Below are 22,644 nucleotides of genomic sequence, written 5' to 3'. Positions count from 1 at the left end.
CATTCACCATTCTCCCCAGGACCCCTTCGCCGTGGTTGAACGGCATCACAGCTCTCCCGCCTGCCCAATCGCGCCACTCGACAACGCCATGATTACAGAATGCCCTGAAAAAATCCACTGTGGGTTTCATAGGAAGGATGCGCGTATAGACAGCATATTTGCGATGCCCGGCAGAACGTCTCGGGCGCCTGCCGCCGTTTGCTCGCACAAAGACGGGACGCATACCTACCTTGCATGATTGGCCGGGAGTGGACTCGCGCGCCGCGCAGGTTGTAGGCTGTATCCGCGCAACGCACGGACGGGACGCCCGTGCCGCAGATGGGGAGAATGCCGCACATGCCGTGCGAACTCATTGTAGTGCTGGACGTTGACACGCGGACGGAAGCCCTTGTCCTGGCAGACGCCTGCGGCAGCGGCTGGTTCAAGATCGGGTCACAGTTGTTCACGCGGTGTGGTCCGGACATCGTCCGGGCGGTGCTCGACAAAGGGAACCAGGTCTTTCTTGACCTCAAGTTCCATGACATCCCGAACACGGTCGCGCACGCCGTGCGCGCCGCCGCAGACCTGGGCGCCGGTCTCTGCACGCTCCACGCTTCCGGCGGGCATAGGATGATCGAAGCCGCCCGCAGGGCCGTGGAAGGCACGCCTGCGCGGCTCCTGGCCGTCACCGTCCTGACCAGCCTGACCGACGATATGCTCCGCTCCGAGATCGGTGTGCCCGGAACCGCGGTCGAGGTCGTGCCGCGCTGGGCGCGGCTCGCCGTAGACGCGGGCGCGCACGGGATTGTATGTTCGCCCCACGAAATCGCCGCTGTCCGCGCCGCTGTTGGTCCGAAGGCCTTGATAGTCACCCCGGGCATTCGTCCGGCCTGGGCGGGACAGGACGACCAGGCGCGCATCATGACCCCGCGCGAGGCGGCGCAGGCCGGCGCAAGCATGATAGTAGTAGGCCGCCCCATATTGAAGCATCCCAGGCCGGCGCTGGCCGTCCATATGGTGCGAGAGGAGTTGCTGGGATGACCCCGGAATCGGTGATCGAAGTGTTTCGCCAAGTGGGCGCCCTGCTCGAAGGGCATTTCCTCTACACCAGCGGCCGCCACGGGCGCCAGTTCCTTCAGGCCGCACGCGTACTCCAGCATCCCGAACACACGGACCGCCTGTGCGCGGCACTCGCCGAGCGATTCTGCGACGAATCCATAGAACTGGTCGCCGGCCCCGCAACAGGCGGCATCGTGCTCGCTTACGCCACCGCGCGGTGTCTCGGCGCTCGCGCCGCGTATACGGAAAAGGACGGGACCCAAGGCATGGCCTTGAAACGCGGATTCTCGCTTCGTCCGGGAACCCGTGTCCTCGTTGTCGAGGACATCATCACCACGGGCGGTTCCGTAAAGAAGAGCATCGGCCACCTCCGCGCCCGCGGCGCCCACGTGGCCGGAGTCGGGGCCCTCATCGACCGAAGTGCCGGCGAGGCTGCGTTCGATTGCCCTTTCGTACCGCTCGCACGGCTTGCGATGGAAAGCTGGTCTCCCGAGTCATGCCCCTTGTGCGCGCAAGGCGTACGCGTGACCGAGCCGGACGACATCATGGCCTGACTGTCACCCCCCGCACGGGCAGAAACTGAAACTTCCCGGAGAATCGGTCCATCCGGCCTGCGATGCTGCGGGATTGTATCCGGAATGCTGCATTATGGTTTGCCCCTGCACCCCGGCCCCCGTGCCGCAAGAATGCGGGACCCGCGTAACTCTATACCTTAAAGCACCTTAGAAAGCAGCGCCGTCCCAAAAACCTGCCTGTGTGCTGCGGAACGGGCAAGCACCAAGAGGCGGTCCATGGCCCTTCAGCATTGCGGGTCCGGGATTCTCTCGTGCGCCAGACGAACCCTTCCGTGCAGACTCTCTCCGCTCTCAGCCATAGCGTGCGGACGGCTTCATAATATTGTTGACGAGATTGCCCGCTACGTGCTAGTTTTATTGGATTGGGCGTGTAATCCATGAGCACGACGAGCGAACAACCGGTCCAGACCCTGGCCGCGCCTCTTTGCCGGCGAGAACGGCCCGACCTCATGCCGCAGATGCTGGTCATCGGCGGCGGTAAGGGCGGTGTCGGCAAGACGTGTTTCGCGGTGAATACCGCTGTCGAAATTGCCCGCCGCGGCTGGCGCGTGGTCATCCTCGACGCCGACCTGACCTGTTCCAACGCCGAGACGATGCTCGGCATGCACGCGAAGCACCGGCTGGACGAGTTTTTCGACCGCCGCAGGTTGCTGTCGTTGCGCGATATCGCATGCGACACGCCCTTCGAAAACCTCAGGCTTATTCCCGGCACTTCCGGCCTGCTCGACGCGGCAAATCCGCGGTACGCCCAGCGGGACGCCCTGATTCGGGAACTCCCGCAGTTGGACGCGGACCTGGTTGTCATCGACCTCGACGCCGGCGCCCGGCTGAACAGCTTGGACCTGTATCTGCAGACCCTGACCCACGGCGTGCTGGTCATCACCCCAGAACGCACAAGTATCGACAACGCTTTCAAGTTCCTGCGTGCCGCGGTCTACCGGCAGGTCGAGCGGTTTTACCAGCTGCCGGAGGTCGGCGTCCTCCTCAAACGCCACGAATCCCTGCGCGGTTTCATCAGTTTCCTGGAAACCGCGGAGGGTTTTGACGCAAGTTCCCGCGACATGATCCGCCGCGAACTGCTTGGCCTCGCACAGGCGTTCCGGCCCAGGATAGTCGTAAACAAGGTCCAGAATGCGTATGAAGCGCAGATCGCGGCCCAGATCATGGCCAAGCACGCACGCGACCATCTTCTGGTCCGCCCGGAAAACCTCGGCTTCATCTACTTTGACCACGCCGTTTCCGAGGCGGTAAACTCTGGTATTCCCTTCGTCATAGGCCGGCCCCGGCTCCGGGTGTCCGGCTGTATCGTGGACATGGCAAACAGACTGGGATATTTCTAATCGTGGCTGACAACAAGAAGAATCCGAATCCGCCGCGTCAGGTCAACCTGAACGCGGAAGCCAAGGACAAGTACGACGCAATGGAGCAGGCCGGGAAGCGCGGGCTGTTCGGCCGCTGGAACGCCCGGCTGAACGATGCAATCCAAAGCGGCCGCGGCACGGAACGCGCGCGCGACCCCGTCGCCGAGACGGCCACGCAGCCCGACACGACCGCCGACGACCTCGCTATCCGCCGCGCGCGCAGCGTGAAGCCGGGCCGCATGGTGATTCCGGAAGGGGTCATCATCGAAGGCTCCGTCAGCGGCGGAACCGACACCGAGATCTCCGGCCGCGTGGACGGCAATGTCACCGTGGACGGGCGCCTCTATCTCGGCGCGAGCGCGCTCGTGTCCGGCAACGTCCGGGCCCACTCCTGCAAGGTTGAGGGGCTCGTCGAGGGCAAGGTCGAATGCAGCGAACTGCTCGAACTGGGCGAGACGGGCCGGCTCAACGCCGACGTTATCGCCGGAAAGAGAATAAACCTGGCCGGACAGGTGTATGGTAATGTGAATACGCCGGGGTTGCTGCATCTGGCCGCCACCGGCAAAGTGCATGGCGACATCAAGGTGCGCAACCTCATTATGGAAGAAGGAGCAACGCTCAACGGCGGGTGCATCATGCGGGCCCCGGCTCAAAAGAACAATGCTCAGAAAGGATAGCAGACCGTATGCCGTTTTTCTTCACGCCATATGACCTGATCGTGCTTCCGGCGCTCATTCTCGCGATTTGGGCCCAGGTAAAGGTCCGCTCCGCCTATGGCCGATTTTCCCGCGTCGCGTCGCGCTCCGGCTTGACCGGCGCTCAAGTCGCGCAATTGATCATGCGCGACGAAAACGTGGGGCCTGACGTCGCGTTGGAAATCGTGCCGGGCAATCTCACCGACCACTATGACCCGATTAAGAAGACGTTGCGCCTGTCGCAGGAAGTGTATCAGGGCCAAAGTGTTGCCGCGCTGGGCATAGCCGCTCATGAAGTCGGCCACGCCATCCAGCACGCACGGGGCTACGCTTTCCTGCAATTGCGCACGCTCATGTACCCGCTCTCGAGCATTGGCTCGAATCTCGCGATTCCCCTCTTCTTCTTCGGCATGATTCTGTCCTGGTTTTCCGGCGGCGGCCAATTCCTCATGACAATCGGGATCTGGATGTTCGCGGCCGCGGTCGCCTTTACACTGGTCACACTGCCTGTTGAATTCGACGCAAGCCGCCGCGCGCTGCGGGCACTGTCGCAGGGAGGTTACGTGTCGCAGGACGAACTGGGCGGCGTGCGCAAAGTGCTCGGCGCCGCCGCGATGACCTATGTGGCCGCGGCGGCCATGGCCGTCCTGCAGTTGATCCGGCTGTTGGCGATTGCAAACAGCAGAGATTAGGAGCGCCGGCATGTGATTGCCGCCGGGGGATGTTTGCGCGTGATGCTTTGGAGGGCCGGAATCCCGGCCCTCTTTTGTTGTTTGTCGCTGACCGTGCGCGCGGCTGAAGACGAGACGGCCCTGCTTCCCGTCCGCGCCGAAGGCTACGCGGATGGCATCGGTTTCGCGGCCCGGCGCAACGCCATTCAGGCCGCGGCCAGGGATGCTGTGGCGCAATTCGCGCAATCCCTGCTGTCAGGAGAGGACCTCGCGGCACTCGAAGTCCTGAACGAAGCCACACCCCGTTATGTGGACCACGTCGACGTTTTCCGCCAGGAGGAACGCGGCAACACCACCTACGTGGAAGCGGATGTCTACCTCCTGGAGCGGGCGCTCCAACGCGACCTGGCGGAGTTCATGCTGCCCCGTTTCGGGGCCCCCCCCCGCGTCATCCTGGTCATCGGCGAACAATTCGTGCAGGACGACGTGCCCGCCGTGCTGGAAGGCGGCGTCGCCGAGACGGTCTTGATTGAGGCATTGGCCAAGAAAGGCATCGCGGCGCAAGGCGTCGGGGCGGTTCCCGGCCATTTCACCCATCCCGACCTGCTCGGGGCCGTACAAGGCGATATAGAGACCAGCGGCCTCTTCGTCCGCGCTCTCAATGCGGACGTGATTGTGCTTGGCACGGCCGTCGCGCGAGCCGCCGCTACCGCAGCCGGTTCGAACCTCTTGCGTAACGAGGCCGCGCTCACCCTGCGCGTATTCCGGGCTTTCGACGGCAAAATGACCGAGACGCTGTCCGCTCGTCATGTCGTACACGCCGCGGACCCGCGGGAAGGTGGGAAACAGGCCCTGCGCGACGCGTCGCTCAAGCTCGCGCCAGACGTTGGCGTCGCCGCGGTCATTACCGTGCTGGGCGCCCGCGCTGAAGAAGGCATCCGGCTTACCATCGAACACCCCGGCGACCGCGCGCGGCTCGAAGAACTGCTCCGCACTCTGCAGGCCATTCCCGGCGCATCGCAATTCGAAGAGCTCTTCTACTCCAGTCTCCTGGCCCGCTTCGCCTTTGTCTACGATGGCCCCATGGCCCTGCTCGTAGACCAAGTCCGGGGCCGCAAGTTCGGGGACGCGAAATTGACTATCCAGAGTGTCATTGGGCGCGAGATGCACGTCGCTTTCCCATAACCCTGGAACAGGTTCGCGCAACCTTCCATTGAGGGCGGACTTCGCAACCTCCACCGCACTGGACTATACTAAGGAGCTGACCTCATGGTCCGCACGTGATAATCACGGGCACGAACAGACCTGGAACGCACGCATATGCCAAAACCAGCGACAATAGGGCGACCTCTTGGGTGGGCATCCCGTATTGTTGCATGGGCCCTTCCGCCTTGCGCCCTGCTGATCCTGGTTACGGGTAATGTGCTGGACTGGCGAAACGCGAACCAGCTTGCCGGGGCCTTGGCGCGCGAAGAAAGCGCCGACCATGCGCGCAGACTGACGCAGGCCCTCGACGACGTGCTGCACGAACGCGCCAATGACCTCGCCCTGCTCGCCATGCTCTGGCGCGCACCGATTACGGAGCAGCGAGACGACCTTTTCCTCCGCGAGGCGGCTACGCTCATGGCTCGAGAACCGCTGTACCTCATCGTCAATTTTGTAGACAACACCGGTGTCATTCGCCTGAGCGCACCCATCGAGCAGAGCGCTGCCGTCGTGGGCCTCAATGTCCGGGAACAGCCCGACCGCGACGCGTGGCATGCTCACGTGCTCAGCTCCGGCGACCCCTTCTGTTCGGAGCCGATTACCTTGCAGAACGGCCTGCCGGGATTGCTGATTTGGAACCCTGTCTATGAAAGCGCCACGGCCGAAGAAAAGCCGGCAGGTTTGCTCGCCGGGGTAATCGGCCTGGACGCGCTGCTCGAGCGGGTCTTACATTTGCCAAACGCGACGGACTATGGGGTTTCGGTCTTCTGCGGGGACAAAGCCGTCATCAGCCCGCCAGCCGGGGGCAGTGGCGCCGGGCGGCTGGCTGCGGACTTGGGAGGGACTGCGGCGCTCAGCATATTGGGGCGCGACTGGCGCGTCCAGACGATTCCCGATGCGTCCGCGGTTTTCAGCCGCCTCTTTCATCAGAATACCTCCCGGTTCCTCCTCGACCTGCTTGTATCGGCGCTGGTCTTCGTCCTTCTCACGACCACCACCATCGCCGTGGTCCGATTGCGCCGCAATCGCCGTACCCTGCGCGGGAGCGAAGAGCGGCTGCAATTGGCCATGGAAGCCGCCCGCGATGCCATCTGGGAATGGCACATCCCCTCCGGCGCCTACGCGTGCGACCTGTGTTTCCGGCCGACCGGTTTGCCGCCCGAGAGCATTGCGCCGACGTTCGAATTCTGGCAGAGCCTGATCCATCCCGGCGATATCGACCACGTCAGGGACACGATCAAGGAGCATCTGGAACGGCGAACACCCTACTATGAATGTGAATACCGAATTGCGGCGGAAGGCGCGGAACCCACGTGGGTGCTGGATCGGGGCAAGGTCGTCACGCGCGATAGCAGCGGCGCGCCGATTCGCATGATGGGAACGCGCCGGGACATCACCGCGCAGAAGGAGGTCGAAAACGCCCTGCGCTCCAGCCGCGAGAGGTACACCATGGCCATCGGGGCAGGCAAAGTCGGAGTATGGGACTGCCACCTCGACTCCGAGACCTTTTACGCTGACGAACTGAAGCAACTCCTTGGTTACCGCCCGGAAGACCTGGACGACAACATTGCCACGTGGCTCCACCTTGTTCCCCCGGAAGACCGCGAGAAGATCCTGCACTTGATTCGCGCCCATCTCGCCGGGCATACCCAGCGTTATGAATGCGAGCACCGCATGATTCGCAAGGACGGCTCCCCTGCGTGGTTGTTTTGCGCCGGTTCCATCATCGAGCGCAAGGGCGGCCATCCCGCACGGCTGGCGGGAACCAGCACGGATATCACGGACCTCAAGAATACGGAAGCCGCCCTCCGCACGAGTGAAGAATTGTACCGTCTGCTGGCGGAAAACAGCACCGACCTGATCACCCGTCATATGCCCGACGGCACCTACCTCTATGTTTCGCCAGCCATCCGCCGGCTTGCCGGCTTCCAGCCCGAAGACCTCCTCGGCCACACCGCCTTCGAATACGTGCATCCCGACGATGCCGGCATTCTGCTGCAGGCAAGCCTCCGCGCGCTGGGCGGAGAACAGACCACCTCCGCCACGTTCCGCCGCCGCAAAAAAGACGGGACCTATTATTGGGCCGAGACTACGGGCACCGTCATACGCGACCCGGATACCGGAAAGGTCAGCGACATCATCTGTGTAACGCGCGACGTAACGGAACGCGTGAAAGCCGAACATGCTCTGCGCCAAAGCGAGGAACGCCTGGACCTCGCCGTGCGCGGCGCGGGTCTCGGCCCCTGGGAGTGGCGCATCGACACAAGGAGCATGGTCTATGGTGAAGGATGGACTCAATTGTTGGGGTATTCCCTGGAAGAACTGGGGAACGATTCAGAATCTTTTGCAGGTTTGGTGCACCCGGATGACCGGGTCAGATTAACGGAAGCCTATGATGATTACGCCACGGGCCGCGCTGCCTTCTTCGAGGCTGAGCACCGCCTCCGCGCGAAGGATGGAACATGGAAATGGGTGTTCGTGCGCGGCCGCGCCCTCCAGCGCGATGGTCAGGGGCTTCCCGTGCGCATGAGCGGTGTTATCCAGGACATTTCGAAGCGCATTGATGCTGAGGTGGCCTTCCGGCGCGAAAGCGTGCGCGCGCAACACTATCTCGACATTGCCGGCGTCATGATTGTCGCACTCGATACCGCGGGGGCCGTCACCATGATCAACAAGAAGGGCTGCGCGCTGCTGGAATACACAGAGGAAGAATTGCTGGGCCGGAACTGGTTTGACACCTGTATGCCCGAGTCCCATCGCAGCGCCTCGCACCGGGCGGCGACCGGCATGCTGAACGGCGAAGCCGCCGTGCACGAATACTCGGAGAACCCCGTCCTCACGAAGTCCGGGCAGGAACGTCTCGTTGCATGGCACAGCACGGTCTTGCACGACGAACAAGGGGCCATAGCCGGCCTCCTGTTTTCCGGAGAAGACATCACCGAACGCCGCCGCGCGGAACAAGCCGCCAAGGAACGGGAACAACAGCTTATTCAGGCCGACAAAATGGCCTCGCTGGGCGTCCTTGTCTCCGGTGTCGCACACGAGGTCAATAATCCCAATGCGTTCGTCATGAACAACATGGACCTGATCGAGATGGTCTGGACCGGCGCGGTGCCCGTTCTCGACCGCTACCTGCGACAGAACGGGGAATTCCGGCTTGCAGGAATGGACTACTCTCGAATTCGCGAGCGGATGCCGCTCCTCTTGACCGGCATCCGAGACGGCGCCCGGCGCATTAAACTTATCGTGGAGGAATTGCGCGGGTTTGCGCGGCAAGAACCCGACGGAATCATTGAATCCGTGAATCTCAACCACGTAGTCGATTCCGCGGTTACGCTTCTGGCAAACATGCTCAAGAAATCAACGGACCACTTTACCTTTGAGCCGGCCGCGGGATTGCCGCCCGTTCAGGGAAGTTTCCGCCGTTTGGAGCAGGTCGTGGTCAATCTGCTGCAGAACGCCTGCCAGGCGCTGACCAGCCGCAAGGAACCCGTACGCACCGCCACAAGCCATGATCCCGCGACGCATTCCGTAACGCTTATCGTGCAAGATGGAGGCGCCGGCATCTCCGAGGACGTCTTGCCGCGCATCACCGACCCGTTCTTCACCACCAAACGCGACACCGGTGGCACCGGACTTGGTCTCTCCATCTCCGCCACCATCGTCCATCAACATGGCGGCTCGCTCCGCTTTATGTCAGAGCCGGGCGCCGGCACCACGGTCACCGTCGAATTGCCCGTTCTCCAACTCGTCCGGGGGGAGACATCATGACCTCGACCGGAAAAACGCCGCTTCCCGTTCTGCTGGTGGACGACGAGGTCCACGTTCTCGAAGGCGTCGAGACCATCCTGAATGCCGGGGGTATTGAACATGTCATTCGGTGTCAAGACAGCCGCGAAGTCCTGCCGCTGCTGGCCGTGCGCGAAGCGGGCATCATCTTGCTTGACCTTTGGCTCCCGTACCTCCCGGGCGAAGAACTGCTGGCGCAGATTGTGCAAGAAAACCCTGAAATACCCGTCGTAGTCATTACCGGCGCGAATGACGTCGACACAGCCGTACGCTGCATCCGGCAGGGCGCATTCGATTACCTGGTCAAGCCCGTGGAAGGCGGCAGACTGCTCTCCGTGGTCCGGCGCGCCCTCGAAATGCGCGAACTGCGGCGGGATTACGACATCCTTTCCCGCCGGCTGCTCTCGCAACATCTGGATCGTCCCGAGGCCTTTGCTGAGATTCTTACGCAGAACGACCAGATGTTTGGCATATTCCAGTACATCGAGACCGTCGCCGAGACAAACAAGCCCGTCCTCATTACGGGAGAGACCGGAACCGGCAAGGAACTCATCGCCCGCGCCATTCACGAAATCAGCGGCCTGGACGGCCCCTTTGTCGCGGTCAACGTCGCCGGCGTGGACGACGCCGTTTTTTCCGACACGCTGTTCGGCCATGCCCGCGGCGCATTCACCGGAGCGGACGGGGCGCGCCAAGGCCTCATCGAACGCGCGGCGGGAGGCACGCTCTTTCTCGACGAGATCGGCGACCTCAGCACGGCCTCACAACTCAAGCTGCTGCGTCTGATTGAATACCGCGAATACTATCCTTTGGGCGTCGACATGCCAAAGCAGAGCAACGCCCGCATTGTCTGCGCCACCAACCGCACTTCCGAAGACTTGCGCGGCCGCGACGCCTTTCGCCGCGACCTGTACTACCGGCTCCGGACACACCACATCCACGTGCCCCCCTTGCGCGAACGTAAGGATGACCTCCCGCTCCTCGTGGACCATCTCCTGGGCAAGGCCGCCGAAGCGCTCGGCAAGAAAAAGCCGACTCCCCCGTCCGAATTGTTCACGCTCCTGCGCCTGTACGATTTCCCGGGCAACGTCCGCGAGTTGGAAGCGCTCGTGTTCGATGCCGTTTCTCACCACAAGTCCCACATCCTCTCCCTGGAAACGTTCCGGAAGTATACGCGCATAGACGTTCCCCGGCCCGAGGCGCCAAACGACGGCGCATTGCCCCGTGACGCCGAGGTACGGTTCGGCGAGCGGCTTCCCACGCTACAGAGAATGACCGACATGCTCATCCTCGAAGCCGTGCGCCGGTCAGAGGGAAACCAGCGCATCGCCGCTTCCGTGCTCGGTATCTCACGAACGACCCTGAATCAACGTCTCAAGTCGCTTCAGTAGCCTTGCGGCTCCCGCCGCCTCAGCCACGCAGGAAAATACCAGTTCATTTCCTGACACGCGATAAGATTCTTAACATTTGTAAGATGCCTAATTACAGGCAGTTACGCTGTTTGCCCCCCTGCATTGTCCAAAATGTTAACACCCTCCGCAAATTGCCCATGACACGCCCGCTCACGCATAAGTCGCTGACGTACAATTACTTGCCCGATGAGGAAAAACACGGCACACCTCTTGCTTATTAGGAACTTGTGTGCGATAATGAAGGTGTCGGCGGACTGAAAGGTAGTATCTCGTGGCGGTCTCGACGATGCAGTTCGAGCGAAAGCCGAATGCGATATCGGTCGTGATACCATCGAGGTTCAGTACGGCGCGGGAGGTGCTGCGCAAAGCCGACGACTTTTTCGCCGCACATGGGACGACATCGCCGGGAGCGATGATAGTGTTGCGAGAATTGCTGACGAATGCAGTAGTTCATGGGAACCGGCGGGACCCGTACCAGCGCGTTTATATCGATGTTGAGAAGCATTCAGACAGGATGTTCCGGATTACGGTGGAAGATGAAGGCGATGGGTTCGACTACCGCGAGCTTGACCTGACGCTGCCTGACGTGCTGACGCACATTAAGGAGCGTGGATACAAGTTGATAAACGCTTTCTCGGAACGGTTGGAGTTCAACCAGGAAGGCAACAAAATAACCGCTTACGTTCGCTCGATGGATGGAGTATAATAGATATACGAAGCCGGTGAAACCGGGGCCGCCTGTGGCCCGGTATCCAGACGGCAGAAATCCACAGGCCTGATACAGTCCCCAATCCCCCCTAGGGGCGCCGTGTCGTGGACCTTGAGATGTGCCACGAGAAGCAGTTCTGACCGGTGACAAGCCCGCCGGTCTAGGTCGTGGTGGCAGCTTGGCAACCCGCCACGGCGCCTTATTTTTTTGCGGAATCAATACGAGTTCTTGTTCCCGGAACGCTTGCGCCGCATTTCGATATTCGTCCATTAAACGTTTCCGCGCCTGACCGCACATTCTCCCTCAAGCCAAGGCACATAATCGCAGTCCGGACGAACTCACGTTTTGGCGGGCGCGGCACGGCAGGTGCATAACGGGACCGTGGCACAATCGACCAGGGACTCTGCGCCAAGGCCTTGAATTGGGCGCGCCCTGCGCGGGATACTTCGGGCAGTTCGTGTGGGCAGGTGTGGCAGTCCGGTCGCCGGCACGGAATGTCAGCGCAACAGGAAGGCACGCAAGGTCCTCTTCCCATGAATTCATCAGATGAAAACCTTGACCGGGCGCGCCCTCGCCGCACACTGGGACTTCGCCCCCTCCTGTTCCTCGCTTCCGCCGTCCTCGTGATACTCGTGACCGGGGCAGCCGCGGTTGTCCTGTACGTCCATCATTACGTCGCAGCCGAAGAAGCTGCATCCGCGGTATTCCAGGCAGCTCTATCGCAAGCCGAGGCCGAACTGGAGCGACGCCTGCAACCGGCGAAGCAAAGTATTCGAATAGCCCGGGACTGGTCCGTCTTGTCTCAAGAGAACACCGGCTTCAGCCTCTTGTCGCCAGATGTGTTCCGGCCCCTTCTTGACCCGGCGCCCATGGTCTGTGGCGCGACCGTTTACAGGCAAGGAGGTGCTTTCAGCCTGCGCCGTGAAAATAACGGTTGGTCCTCGTCGATACAGCAGGCCGGAGAACAGGGTACCCAGTTCATGGTCCGCCGCTGGGACCCGCAGGGAAGACCGCTCAGCGGAGAACCACAGGCGGTTCCCTTTTCCTCTCCGGAAGCGGAAGACTGGTATCGGGAGGCACTTTCCTTGTGCCGTCTTCGGAACGACCTCAACCAGACGGAAATGCCGGACATCTATTGGGGTGCCCCCGTTTCCACCCCAGACGTTCCAGTCCCCGTCATGTCCGCGGCCTTCGCGGTCGGTCCCGGTCCAGGCGAAACGGTACTGAAATTCGATTTGCGTCTCGACCTGATTGCAGACGGCTTTGTCGGCCTGTACCCGACACCGGGCGGCTATGTGGCCCTGTTCACGGAGTCGGGTCAACCGCTCGGGTTGACCGGGGCGCGTTATGACGCGAACCGGCCTGATGCCCCCGCCGCGCCGTTGACACTCTCGCCTGCCGGACAGCCGGGTCTGGCCGAAGCACTCGCGCGCTGGAACTCGAGCAAGGACCGTGAGTCACGCCCCTTCATGCTCCGGATTAATCAGAATGCATGGTGGTTTGCTATCCGCAGAGTCGTCTCGCGCGAAAATCCACCCTTGATTCTGGCCGCTGCGGCGCCCGTGGACGACCTGCTCTTCGGCGTCCACCAGGCTCGGGATAACCTGCTGCTAGTGGGGCTGTGGGGCGTGGTGGCCGCACTTGCGCTCTCCCTGGTGCTTGCCGCCATCCTGCGCAGGCCAATCCTGGGCCTGTTGGAGCAGGCGCGAAGGCACGGTGCGTCCGAGGCCGCGTACCAGCCCCAGTTGAAATCCCGCGTCACGGAAATGCGCGCGTTGCTCGAGGCAACGCAAGGCTGGCTGCGGGAGTCTGTCCAGCCCTTACCCCAACACAACGTTGTCTCCCCGGATACCGCACCCATACCGGACGCACAACTTCAAGCCCTGTTCTCCGCCAGAAAAGAGGTCCGGGATTCACGTACCCGCTTGGAAGAAGTGCGCGCCACGTTGCGCGAACAGGAAGCCGCCCGAATCCTCCTGGCCAAACGCGCGCACGACCAGCGCGAAGCACTCCGCAGTCTGGTCCGTTCCCAGGAATGCCGCGATGGCGGCCCCCGAAATGCCGCCGCGAAGTTCATGGAGGCCGCCGCGGCCAGTCTCGATACCGCGCGCGCCGGCCTGTGGACGTTGGACAGCGACGGCGTGCTCATCTGCATGGACCGATACGAGACCGCTTCGCAGGCGCATGCTTCGGGCATGCTGCTATCGCGCGCGGAGTATCCCGAATGGTTTGACGCCATGGAATTGGACCCGGCGGTGGCCGTTGCGGACGTGAATGAAGAAAGGTGGTCCCGGCGTCTGGCCGCCGCGCTGGGCGGCGCGCCCACGGCCACCGCCCTGATCGCCTGTCCCGTGCGCATTGGGGCGAATATCGCCGCTGTCGTGATATACGAGCATACGAACGGACCGCGCATATGGAGTGTTGACGAAGAGAATCAGGCAATCACCTTCACGCAAGCGCTTTCCCAGTTCTACGCACGGCCTCCGGCGCCAGAGACAAGCACGGTGCTTCCTGAGTCCCCGGCGGAAAACGCCGGTCCCTGGGCTCACGCGCCGGTTGCCCTCTGGGCTGTCGACGCGGTCGGCTGCATTACGCATGTGAGCCGCGCCGCCCAGCGCATTTATGGCTATACCCCCGAGCAACTTGTTGGACGTTCTTTCGCCTTCCTGGGCGGAGACGAGACAGGTCAGGCCGACCTGGAACACCTGCTGGGATGCGTCTCTGAAAACATCACGCAGGTACAACGCATAACCACCCACCGCTGCAAAGACGGCGCCATGCGGGAAGTCCGCATAGTGGCTGCACCGATGCGGAATCCGGAGGGAGTATGCACGGGCATGGCAGGGATCATCGAGCCCGTGGATGAAACCGCGCGTCTTGCCGGACTCGGTCACATGCTTCGCTTCCTCGGCGCGCGCGACGAATTCATGTTTCTGGCGCTCGACCCCGGCGGCCGGGTACTGTGGCTTACCGTGTCGCCGGAACTGGAAGACCGTCTCGAAACCGACTTGCGCGACACCGCGGGCAGAGGCCTGCATGACTTGCTCAAGACTTGGCGCGCGCCGGAGCAACAGGAAGTTTTTGCCACCGTCGTGCAGGTGTGCCGCCCGCAGCGCAGTGAGTTCGCGGCCCAGTTCCCCGGTGGCAGTTACGAATTCGAGGCCACGTACTTTCCTGTGCTGGAAGACGGCGAAGCGGTGTGCGTGCTCCTATGTCTGCGCGAAAACACGCTTGGGCAAGACGGGGCGTAGCGCCACGACGCAATGTATGTAACCGATGCCGCGGCGTCAGGCCCGGGTCAAGCGAAAGGATTGGCAGTTGTCAGCGTCAAGACTCCTCGGCACTACGAAGTTCTGGTTCCTTTGGGCGATTCTGTCCGCCTTTGCCGCCGAAGCGGATTCCATACCCTGCCGAATCGGGCGGTTTCCGCAGGAAATTGCGCATCGTTATACGATGGCGGACGGATTGCCCTCCAACGATGTCTCCGCTGTCTGGCTCGATACGCAAGGAACGGTTCATGCCCTCGCGCAGGGAAAGACGGTCATTTTTGACGGCAAAGCATGGGTGCCGGCCTCGCAGCCTGTCGTGCCGCCCGCGCTGCAGCCCCGTCCCGCCACGTATCCGGGCAAACCTGCGGCCTATGCCGCGCCCGAGGGCTTGTTTGTTGAAACCGAGGCAGGGGTGCGGACGCCCATGACCATCAACGACGGTATGGGACGGCTCTGGGCGGCGTCTGACGTGCGAGGCGTGGCCTACGACTGCGAGGGCCGCCTCTGGTTTGCCACGCTGGCCGGCGTGGGATGCCGGATGAACGCCGGCTGGGAATTCTATACAGGCCAGGAAGGACTCCCCTACAACGATTTCACATGTGTCGTTGCCGCTCCCAACGGCGTCATGTGGTTCGGCACAAGAAAGGGCACCATTCGCTTCGATGGCAAGGAATGGGCCTACCGGCAAGGGTATCGATGGCTGCCGGATGATGACGTCCGCGACATTGTGGTGGACGCGCAAGGGAACGTCTGGTTCGCCACTGCGGGCGGCGTGGGCCGGATCGAACACCGCATGATGACGCTGGCCGAGAAGGCCGCTTACTATGAAGCTGAAATGGACCTGATCCGCCGCACGCCCTTCGGATACGTTTCTGAAGTGCGCCTGCAGAAGCCAGGAGACAAGACCCGCATCACGTACAGCGACAGCGACAATGACGGACTATGGACCAGCATGTACGGGGCCGGGGAATGCTTTGCCTATGCGGCAACGGGCGATCCCGCGGCGAAAGACCGCGCCAGGCGTGCGTTTGAGGCCTTGCGCTTCCTGCAGAAGGTAACCCAAGGCGCGGAACACAGCCCGCCCCGCGGTTATATCGCGCGGACCATCCGCTCCGTCGAGGAGCCCGACCCCAATACGGGCCGCATCGAGGGGGACATCCGGCAACGGGAAGAGGAAGACGTGCTTTGGAAAGTGTATGAACCGCGCTGGCCCAAGAGCGCGGACGGGCAGTGGTATTTCAAGACCGACACCAGTTCGGATGAATTGGACGGCCATTTCTTCTTCTACGGGCTTTACTACGACCTCGTCGCAGACACCGAAGAAGAAAAAGAGCGCGTGCGCGAAGTCGTAAACGACTTGGCGACGCATCTGGTCGACCACGGATTCTATCTGGTGGACCACGACGGCGCGCCCACGCGCTGGGCCGTCTTCGGCCCCCCTTCCGTTAATCATGACCCGCTGTGGTTTCCGGAACGCGGGTTGAATTCCCTCAGCATCCTGTCTTATCTCGCCGTGGCGGAGCACGTCACCGGCGATTCCAAGTTTGCTGATGCCGCGCGGGAACTCATCGACGAGCACGCCTACGCGCAAAACCTCATGTTTCCCAAGCTCCAGTTCGGCATCGGTTCCGGAAATCAGTCCGACGACGAGATGGCGTTCATGAGCTATTACCACCTTCTCCAGTACTCGAAGGACGCACAACTGCGCGAGCAGGCGCTCTATTCGTTCTACATGTATTGGACGCTCGAACAGCCCGAGATGAACCCTTTCTTCAACTTCGCCTACGCCGCCCAGGGCTTGAACGCCAAAGTCTCCGATCCCTATGGCGCCCACAGCGTCACACCCTGGCGCGGCTGGCTCGATGATGCCATCGCCACGCTCCGGGGCTTCCCGCTCGACCGCTGCGACTGGGCGCATGAGAACAGTCACCGGCTTGACCTCGTTCTCCTGCCGCGTCAGCAGGCGTCCGAGCCAACTATGCCCGTATACCGCAACCGCGGCTATCGCGTGAACGGAAAGGTGCTGCCGGTCGAAAACCGCCATTTCAATCACTGGAACACCGACCCCTGGCAACTCGACTACACCGGCGGGGGCCAGGAATTGGCCTCTGGAACCGTGTTCCTGCTGCCCTACTACATGGGCCTCTACCACGGCTTCATCGAGGAAACGGAATAGAGCCCCGATCCGAACTGGTGCGCCACGCTTCCGCGGAAAGGGTGAGCCGCCGGACGGGACTTACTTGACGATCACGCGCAGTTCGTCAATGGACCACCACCAGCCGTCATCGACGCGGCCGGTCTGTACAATCTTGAGGAAACGGGCCTGCACGGGCGCAAATCGGATTTCGAGCACAGGGCCGCTGCCTTCGCCCTTGGCCACGGGGGCGCCGGGGTTGTCTTCGTCGACGTACGCGTACACCTCATAGCCGCGAGGATAGTCTCTCGTCGAACGCGACGTATCCAGCACGATCCCCGCGACTTCCGTCGAGCGGGTCATGTCGATTAAAAACCATTCATCGCCAGACTGCGGCCGACCGGAAGTCCAGCGGGTATCCACATTCTTGTCCATCGCCTGACGCGCGGTTTCCGTGTTTAACGAGGCGACGGCCTGATAGAAATTGCTGCGTATACGTTCCGCGGCCACCGCCGCCTCCGTTGCCACATCCTCGTCGGTCACATACCGCTCGGCGATTTCCAGCGCTTTCGCGTCCGCCAATTCAGACAGGCCCGACAGGACATGCCGTTTTGTGCCGGTGCCTGTTGCCAGTTTCAAGGCCTGCTCGTACAGCGCCACCGTCTCCGCTTCGGCGCGGTCACTGGGCAATGCAAGCATACGCACGAACCCGTCCAGCGCCCGCGACCGGAACCTCTCCTCCTCAGCGTTCTCGGCGATGGACAGCGCGTCACGGAGCGGGGACGCATCGGGCCAGTCGCTGATCGCGCAGACCGCGGCATAGGCGATTGTCTCGTCGGGGTCATTGACGGCGGCACGCAGCGTGTCAAGACTCATTGGGTCGCCAATTTCGCCGAGCGCCTGCAATAGCAGGCAGACGAGCGGGGAATGCTCGGTTCTTTGCAGTGCTTCCAGCACGGGCGCTGCGGCGCCTTCCAATCTCCCGGCCTTGCGCGCGACCTGAACCATTGTTCGCGCGAGCGTTCCGCGCGCCTGCTCGGGACACGACAGCAATACGTCCACGATCTTCGGCAAATCATCAAACGCGGCCACACTGGCCAGCGCCTTGCCTGCCGCCTCCTGGACCGTCGCGTCGGCGTCATCCACTTGCGTTATCAACAGGTCCAGCGCGCCTGGCGTTTTGCGTTCGCCCGCGGCCCCGATCAATTCCACGCGCCCCGGTCCGTCCGTCTTTCCCAACGCGTCCAGAATCGCGCGGTCGATGGCGTCGCCGGAAAGCCGGTACAGGCTCTGGCGCGCCACGCGTTGCTCGTCGCCCTTGGCCGCCGCGGCGGCGCGGGCGAGCAGGGGTACGGACGTCGCGTCGCCGAGAGCGCCCAAGCATTCGATCGCGGCGGCGCGCATGGCCTCGTGCTCGCTCTCAAGCGCCCTGGTCACCGCCGGCAGCGCGAGACGGTCGCCGCGCTCCCCCAGCGCCTTGATGAGCAGAGCCCCGTTCTCAGGCGGCAGCGGCTCATTCTCGAGGATGTCAACGAAAAACTGTGTGGCCTGTTCGCCCGGAATCGTGCGCGCGTGCTGCACCGCCTGGAGCACCCATTCGAAATCCGCCTCCGTCAGCATGATAACCATCAGGCGCGCCGCCGACCGCGGGTCCGCCTCGAGCCAGCCCGTCGCGGCCGCCATCAGTTGCGCTTTGGCTTCCGGCGCATGGTGGACCGCCCGGAACATCTCGCGCGCGGAATCGATGTGCCCTGCAGCCAGTTCCGCCCACGCAGCCTCAAGGTACGCGTCTACAATGGTCCGGTGCAGGCCGGGAACCTCCTCAATCATGACCAGCATCAGTTCCCGCGCAGCGTCCGTGGTACCGATAGCGCCGAGCGCAAGCGCGGCCGCTTTCGCGACCTCGACGTCGCTATCGCGCAGGCATCCGGCCAGCGGGGGCGTTGCGGAAGCGCAGCGCCGGGCGCGCAACGAATTGATGATCCCGACCTTGACTTTGCCGCCGGCCCTTCCCATGGCATCGAGCAACGCCTGGTCAACCGCATCGCCCGGCATGGCCTCGAGCGCATAACGCGCCGCGTCGCTCAGCCTTTCATCGAGCAGCAGCGGCGCGATCGCGGAAAGCTGCTCTACAGTGCCGATGATGTAGAGTTGCCTGCACGCAAAAAGCTTCCCGTCGAAGGTCGTATCGCCGCTCAGCAACGCCGCGAACCGGTCCGCCAATTCGCCCCGGGCCGCCGCGTCCCCGTACGTCTTCGCCACCAGCTCCGTCAGGAACCGCAGCGGGGCTGCATCCTGGCCAAGTTCATACTTGCGGGCAGCCTGCATCGCCTGGTCGAGGGTGAGTACCGGTTCCTGGGCAAGTGCGGCGGCAACTACGCAAACGGCCGTCAAGGATAACACCCACACACGTTTCATCGCGTATTCTCCCCGTGCTTTCCCGTGTCCCATCGTTCACGCCTGCCACGGGCTGCGCATAGGCCGGCCAATGAGCCGGTTGGCCTCCGGGTCGCCGGGGAACACCTCGTTTTCCGGGTCCCACTTGAGCGAGCGCTTGAGCCAATATGCGATATTGCCCATGTTGCAGATGTTCGCCGTGTGATGCCCGATGTCGACCGTGCAAATCGGCTCTCGGCGTGTCAGGACGGCTTCCAGCCAGTTGTCCTTGTGGTTGTCGCTGGCGTACAGGTGGATTTCGTTCGGGCCGATGGTCTCATGCGCAAGACCCGGCGGGTCCGTCTTGAGGAACTGGCCACGATTGACCGACACCCGTCCCTGATCGCCAATCCATTCGACCGCGGCGCCCTCGCACCCGCCGCCGTGATGCATCACGATGCCGTTGGCATATACGTATGCGATGTTGCCGCCCCCATCCGGATACTGCACCTCGACCGGACCCGTATGGTCCATGCCCAGCCCCCACTGCGCGATGTCGTAGTGATGCGCGCCAAAATCGCACATGCCGCCGCCCGCGAAGTCGCGGTAGCCCCGCCAGTTCGGCCAGCCGTCAAAGCTCTCCGGCGGCGCGAAGGTCGAATTATAGGGCCGCCACGGCGCCGGACCCAGCCAGAAGTTCCAGTCCAGGCCTTCGGGCGCCGGCTCCGGCGGCAGATAGTCGTCTTCGGGCGGGCCGCCCACGTTGACATGAACCGTATGTACCTTGCCGATGCGGCCGTTGCGCACCAGTTCGCACGCAAAGCGGAAGGTACTGTCGGAACGCTGCTGGCTACCGACCTGGAGGATGCGCCCGTAGTGCTTAACCGCACGGACCAGCGCCTTCCCCTCGCCGATGGTCTTCGTCATCGGTTTTTCGAGGTAGATGTCTTTGCCGTTCCTGGCGGCTTCAATCGCGGTCAGCGCATGCCAATGGTCCGGCGTCGCGATCACGACCGCGTCCAAGTCCTCGCGCGCACAAAGTTCCCGGAAATCGCCGTACTGCATGCAACCCTGATAGCCTCCCGCTCCGGCGCGCTCGGCATAGTACTGGTTCACGCGGCCGGCCGCCCGCTCGCGACGGTGGCGCTCGACATCCGCGATGGCCAATACCTGTACGCGACCGTCGCCCAGAAAACTGCCCAGATGCCCCTTGGCCATCTTGCCCATGCCGATGAAACCCAGGTTAATCCGGTCGCCAGGCGCGAGTATGCCCTCGCGCCCCAACGCCGTTGCTGGAATAATCGAGGGGAATACGGCAGCCGCAAGGGCCGTGCCTCCCCGCCTCAGAAATCCGCGGCGGCCCATGCCGTTGGATGGCTTGGTCGGTGATTCCATAAGATAATCTCCCGTCTTCCGTTCTGCGGTCGCAGGGCTGTCTGACGTTCACTGAGGTACAGGCGCCCTGCCGCCGGCCGGCCGTTCCCATGCGGGACAAGAACCGATGATGCTACGGCCCCAGACTGTGCCCGGTGAGCGCCTTGACAACCACTCCCATACACAGTAGCGTGTCGTATAATAAGATATGCGGCACCTTGTTGCCAGCACAGCGTGAGGCATACGGGAGACCACCCATGTTGATTGAAGAACGCCAGCATCTCCACCAGACACATGAAGTAAAAAACCAGCCGAAACCGCTGGAAAACTACAATTTATATCTCGAAGACCAACCTCTCCGCGAGGCGATACAGCGGCACGGCGCAGACTGGATGGAAGACCGGCTGCGCGCCTTCGGCCAACACATCGGCCGCGCGGAATTCCTCCAATTGGGCGACCTCGCCAACAGGTTCTCGCCCGTGCTGCAGACCCACGACCGTTTCGGCAACCGCCGCGACGAGGTCGAGTTCCACCCGGCGTATCATGAACTGATGCGCGCCAGCATCAAGGCTGAAATGCACGCGCTGCCCTGGAACCATCCGCGTGCCGGCGCACATGTCGCGCGCGCCGCCACGCACTACCTCCTTTCTCAGGTCGAGGCGGGTGTCGGCTGTCCGATCACCATGAGTTTTGCGTCCGTGCCCGCGCTGCGCCTGCAACCGGAGATTGCGGACGAGTGGGTCCCCCGCGTGACTTCGACCAAATACGACCAGCGCGTTATCCCCGCGTCTCAGAAAACGGGCAGCATGATCGGCATGGCCATGACGGAAAAACAGGGCGGGTCGGACGTACGCGCCAACGACACGCGCGCCGTGCCCATCGGTGCGGAAGGTCCCGGACAAGAATACCTGCTCACGGGTCATAAATGGTTCGTCTCCGGCATCATGGCGGATGCGTTTCTCGCTACGGCTCACACGGAAAACGGACTCACCTGCTTTTTCGTTCCGAAGTTTCTGCCGGACGGCACGAAAAACCGGTTCTTCATGTTGCGGCTCAAGGACAAGGTCGGCAACCGCTCGAACGCGACGGGCGAAGTCGAACTGCTCGACACCTGGGCGCGCATGGTCGGCGACGAGGGCCGCGGCGTGCCTACCATCATCGAAATGGTCAATCACACCCGGCTCGATTGCGCCATCGGTATGGCGTCGGTAATGCGGCAGGCGCTGACGCAGGCGATTCACAACTGCGCGCATCGCGCGGCTTTCGGCAATACCCTGCTCGACCAGCCGCTCATGCAGAACGTGCTCGCGGACCTCGCCCTCGAATCGGAAGCCGCGACCACGCTCATGATGCGCATGGCACAAGCTTACGACGACCTCCGCGAAGACCCCGAGACACGCCATTTCACGCGCATGGTCACGGCGGTCGGCAAGTACTGGATCAGCAAGCGGGCGCCCCACTTCGTTTTCGAGTGCATGGAATGCCTCGGCGGCAGCGGGTATGTCGAGGAATGCAATATGCCCCGACTGTACCGGGAAGCGCCCGTCTGCGCTATCTGGGAAGGTTCCGGCAACGTGATCAGCCTCGATATGCTGCGCGCCCTGCACAAGGACCCCGCCACGCTGCCCGCGTTCCTGGCGGAACTGGATCATGCGCGCGGCGGAGACAAGCGTCTCGACGCGTTTCTGGACAAGCTGGCCGGCGAATTTGAAGACTTGGACGGCGCCGAGCCCCGCGCCCGCCGGATCATGGAGAAATTAGCGCTCGCACTGCAGGCTTCGCTCCTCATGCGCTTTGCGCCCGATTACGTCGCGGACGCCTTCATCGCCTCACGCATCGCGGGCGACCACGGCAACGAGTACGGCACGCTGCCCAAAAACACCGCTTTCCGCGACATCATCGACCGAGTGCGGCCGAAGGCGGAATGACCCGGGCGCATGTCCCCACTTGGAACCGAAGAATCATGGAATTCGGAGGAAAACCTGGGGATGGATGGATAGGCCGATACACTGGGGCAAAGGCAAACACTAGCGGG

At 62.6% G+C, this 22,644-nt stretch carries 14 protein-coding genes; 12 read left to right on the top strand and 2 right to left on the bottom strand.

Translation table 11 applies throughout. The features are described 5' to 3' along the window. Positions 1-327: 327 nt before the first annotated feature. The 11 genes from pyrF (at position 328) to KA184_11585 (ending at position 16,901) form a co-directional block, all read left to right on the top strand. Entirely contained in the window at positions 328-1,020 is a 693-nt protein-coding gene (gene pyrF, locus KA184_11635; protein MBP8130220.1) for an orotidine-5'-phosphate decarboxylase, read from the top strand. Then, entirely contained in the window at positions 1,017-1,592 is a 576-nt protein-coding gene (pyrE, locus tag KA184_11630; protein ID MBP8130219.1) for an orotate phosphoribosyltransferase, read from the top strand. Before pyrF ends, pyrE begins: the two co-directional genes overlap by 4 nt. A 398-nt stretch (positions 1,593-1,990) precedes the next feature. After that, positions 1,991-2,953: a P-loop NTPase gene (locus KA184_11625; GenBank protein MBP8130218.1), complete on the top strand. Its 963-nt coding sequence runs from the start codon at positions 1,991-1,993 to the stop codon at positions 2,951-2,953. Between the two features lie 2 nt (positions 2,954-2,955). Beyond that, a complete protein-coding gene (locus KA184_11620; GenBank protein MBP8130217.1) occupies positions 2,956-3,651 on the top strand; it encodes a polymer-forming cytoskeletal protein in 696 nt (231 codons plus the stop codon). A gap of 8 nt (positions 3,652-3,659) precedes the next feature. Further along, entirely contained in the window at positions 3,660-4,361 is a 702-nt protein-coding gene (locus KA184_11615) for a zinc metallopeptidase (protein ID MBP8130216.1), read from the top strand. Positions 4,362-4,400: 39 nt separating this feature from the next. Then, positions 4,401-5,525, top strand: coding sequence for a hypothetical protein (locus KA184_11610; protein ID MBP8130215.1), 1,125 nt, complete (start codon positions 4,401-4,403; stop codon positions 5,523-5,525). A 237-nt stretch (positions 5,526-5,762) separates the two neighbouring features. After that, positions 5,763-9,317: a PAS domain-containing protein gene (locus KA184_11605; GenBank protein ID MBP8130214.1), complete on the top strand. Its 3,555-nt coding sequence runs from the start codon at positions 5,763-5,765 to the stop codon at positions 9,315-9,317. Then, entirely contained in the window at positions 9,314-10,726 is a 1,413-nt protein-coding gene (locus KA184_11600) for a sigma-54-dependent Fis family transcriptional regulator (GenBank protein MBP8130213.1), read from the top strand. Before KA184_11605 ends, KA184_11600 begins: the two co-directional genes overlap by 4 nt. Positions 10,727-11,033: 307 nt before the next feature. Further along, entirely contained in the window at positions 11,034-11,453 is a 420-nt protein-coding gene (locus KA184_11595; protein ID MBP8130212.1) for an ATP-binding protein, read from the top strand. Between the two features lie 1,088 nt (positions 11,454-12,541). Beyond that, the gene (locus KA184_11590) at positions 12,542-14,707 is read left to right on the top strand and encodes a PAS domain-containing protein (protein MBP8130211.1); all 2,166 of its coding nucleotides are present in this window, start codon (positions 12,542-12,544) and stop codon (positions 14,705-14,707) included. A 67-nt stretch (positions 14,708-14,774) separates the two neighbouring features. After that, positions 14,775-16,901, top strand: a complete 2,127-nt coding sequence (locus KA184_11585) for a hypothetical protein (GenBank protein MBP8130210.1) — start codon at positions 14,775-14,777, stop codon at positions 16,899-16,901. 60 nt (positions 16,902-16,961) lie between these two features. Here KA184_11585 and KA184_11580 read toward each other — a convergent pair whose 3' ends face one another. Together KA184_11580 and KA184_11575 are read right to left on the bottom strand one after the other, a co-directional pair. Beyond that, the gene (locus tag KA184_11580) at positions 16,962-19,277 is read right to left on the bottom strand and encodes a HEAT repeat domain-containing protein (GenBank protein MBP8130209.1); all 2,316 of its coding nucleotides are present in this window, start codon (positions 19,275-19,277) and stop codon (positions 16,962-16,964) included. 36 nt (positions 19,278-19,313) lie between these two features. Continuing rightward, entirely contained in the window at positions 19,314-20,600 is a 1,287-nt protein-coding gene (locus tag KA184_11575; GenBank protein MBP8130208.1) for a Gfo/Idh/MocA family oxidoreductase, read from the bottom strand. Between the two features lie 266 nt (positions 20,601-20,866). Here KA184_11575 and KA184_11570 point away from each other — a divergent pair, with 266 nt between their 5' ends. Further along, entirely contained in the window at positions 20,867-22,537 is a 1,671-nt protein-coding gene (locus KA184_11570; protein ID MBP8130207.1) for an acyl-CoA dehydrogenase family protein, read from the top strand. Positions 22,538-22,644: the final 107 nt, after the last annotated feature.

The organism is Candidatus Hydrogenedentota bacterium (assembly GCA_018005585.1).
Lineage (GTDB): Bacteria > Hydrogenedentota > Hydrogenedentia > Hydrogenedentales > JAGMZX01 > JAGMZX01.
The sequence above is the reverse complement of the archived record's forward strand: the minus strand, read 5'-3'. Positions and strand labels throughout refer to the sequence as shown.

Bases quoted from the DNA above. Each gene is read 5' to 3' on its own strand.
- pyrF (MBP8130220.1), top strand. From the start codon at position 328: ATGCCGCACATGCCGTGCGAACTCATTGTAGTGCTGGACGTTGACACG.
- pyrE (MBP8130219.1), top strand. From the start codon at position 1,017: ATGACCCCGGAATCGGTGATCGAAGTGTTTCGCCAAGTGGGCGCCCTG.
- KA184_11625 (MBP8130218.1), top strand. From the start codon at position 1,991: ATGAGCACGACGAGCGAACAACCGGTCCAGACCCTGGCCGCGCCTCTT.
- KA184_11615 (MBP8130216.1), top strand. From the start codon at position 3,660: ATGCCGTTTTTCTTCACGCCATATGACCTGATCGTGCTTCCGGCGCTC.
- KA184_11600 (MBP8130213.1), top strand. From the start codon at position 9,314: ATGACCTCGACCGGAAAAACGCCGCTTCCCGTTCTGCTGGTGGACGAC.
- KA184_11595 (MBP8130212.1), top strand. From the start codon at position 11,034: ATGCAGTTCGAGCGAAAGCCGAATGCGATATCGGTCGTGATACCATCG.
- KA184_11580 (MBP8130209.1), bottom strand. From the start codon at position 19,277: ATGAAACGTGTGTGGGTGTTATCCTTGACGGCCGTTTGCGTAGTTGCC.
- KA184_11575 (MBP8130208.1), bottom strand. From the start codon at position 20,600: ATGGGCCGCCGCGGATTTCTGAGGCGGGGAGGCACGGCCCTTGCGGCT.
- KA184_11570 (MBP8130207.1), top strand. From the start codon at position 20,867: ATGTTGATTGAAGAACGCCAGCATCTCCACCAGACACATGAAGTAAAA.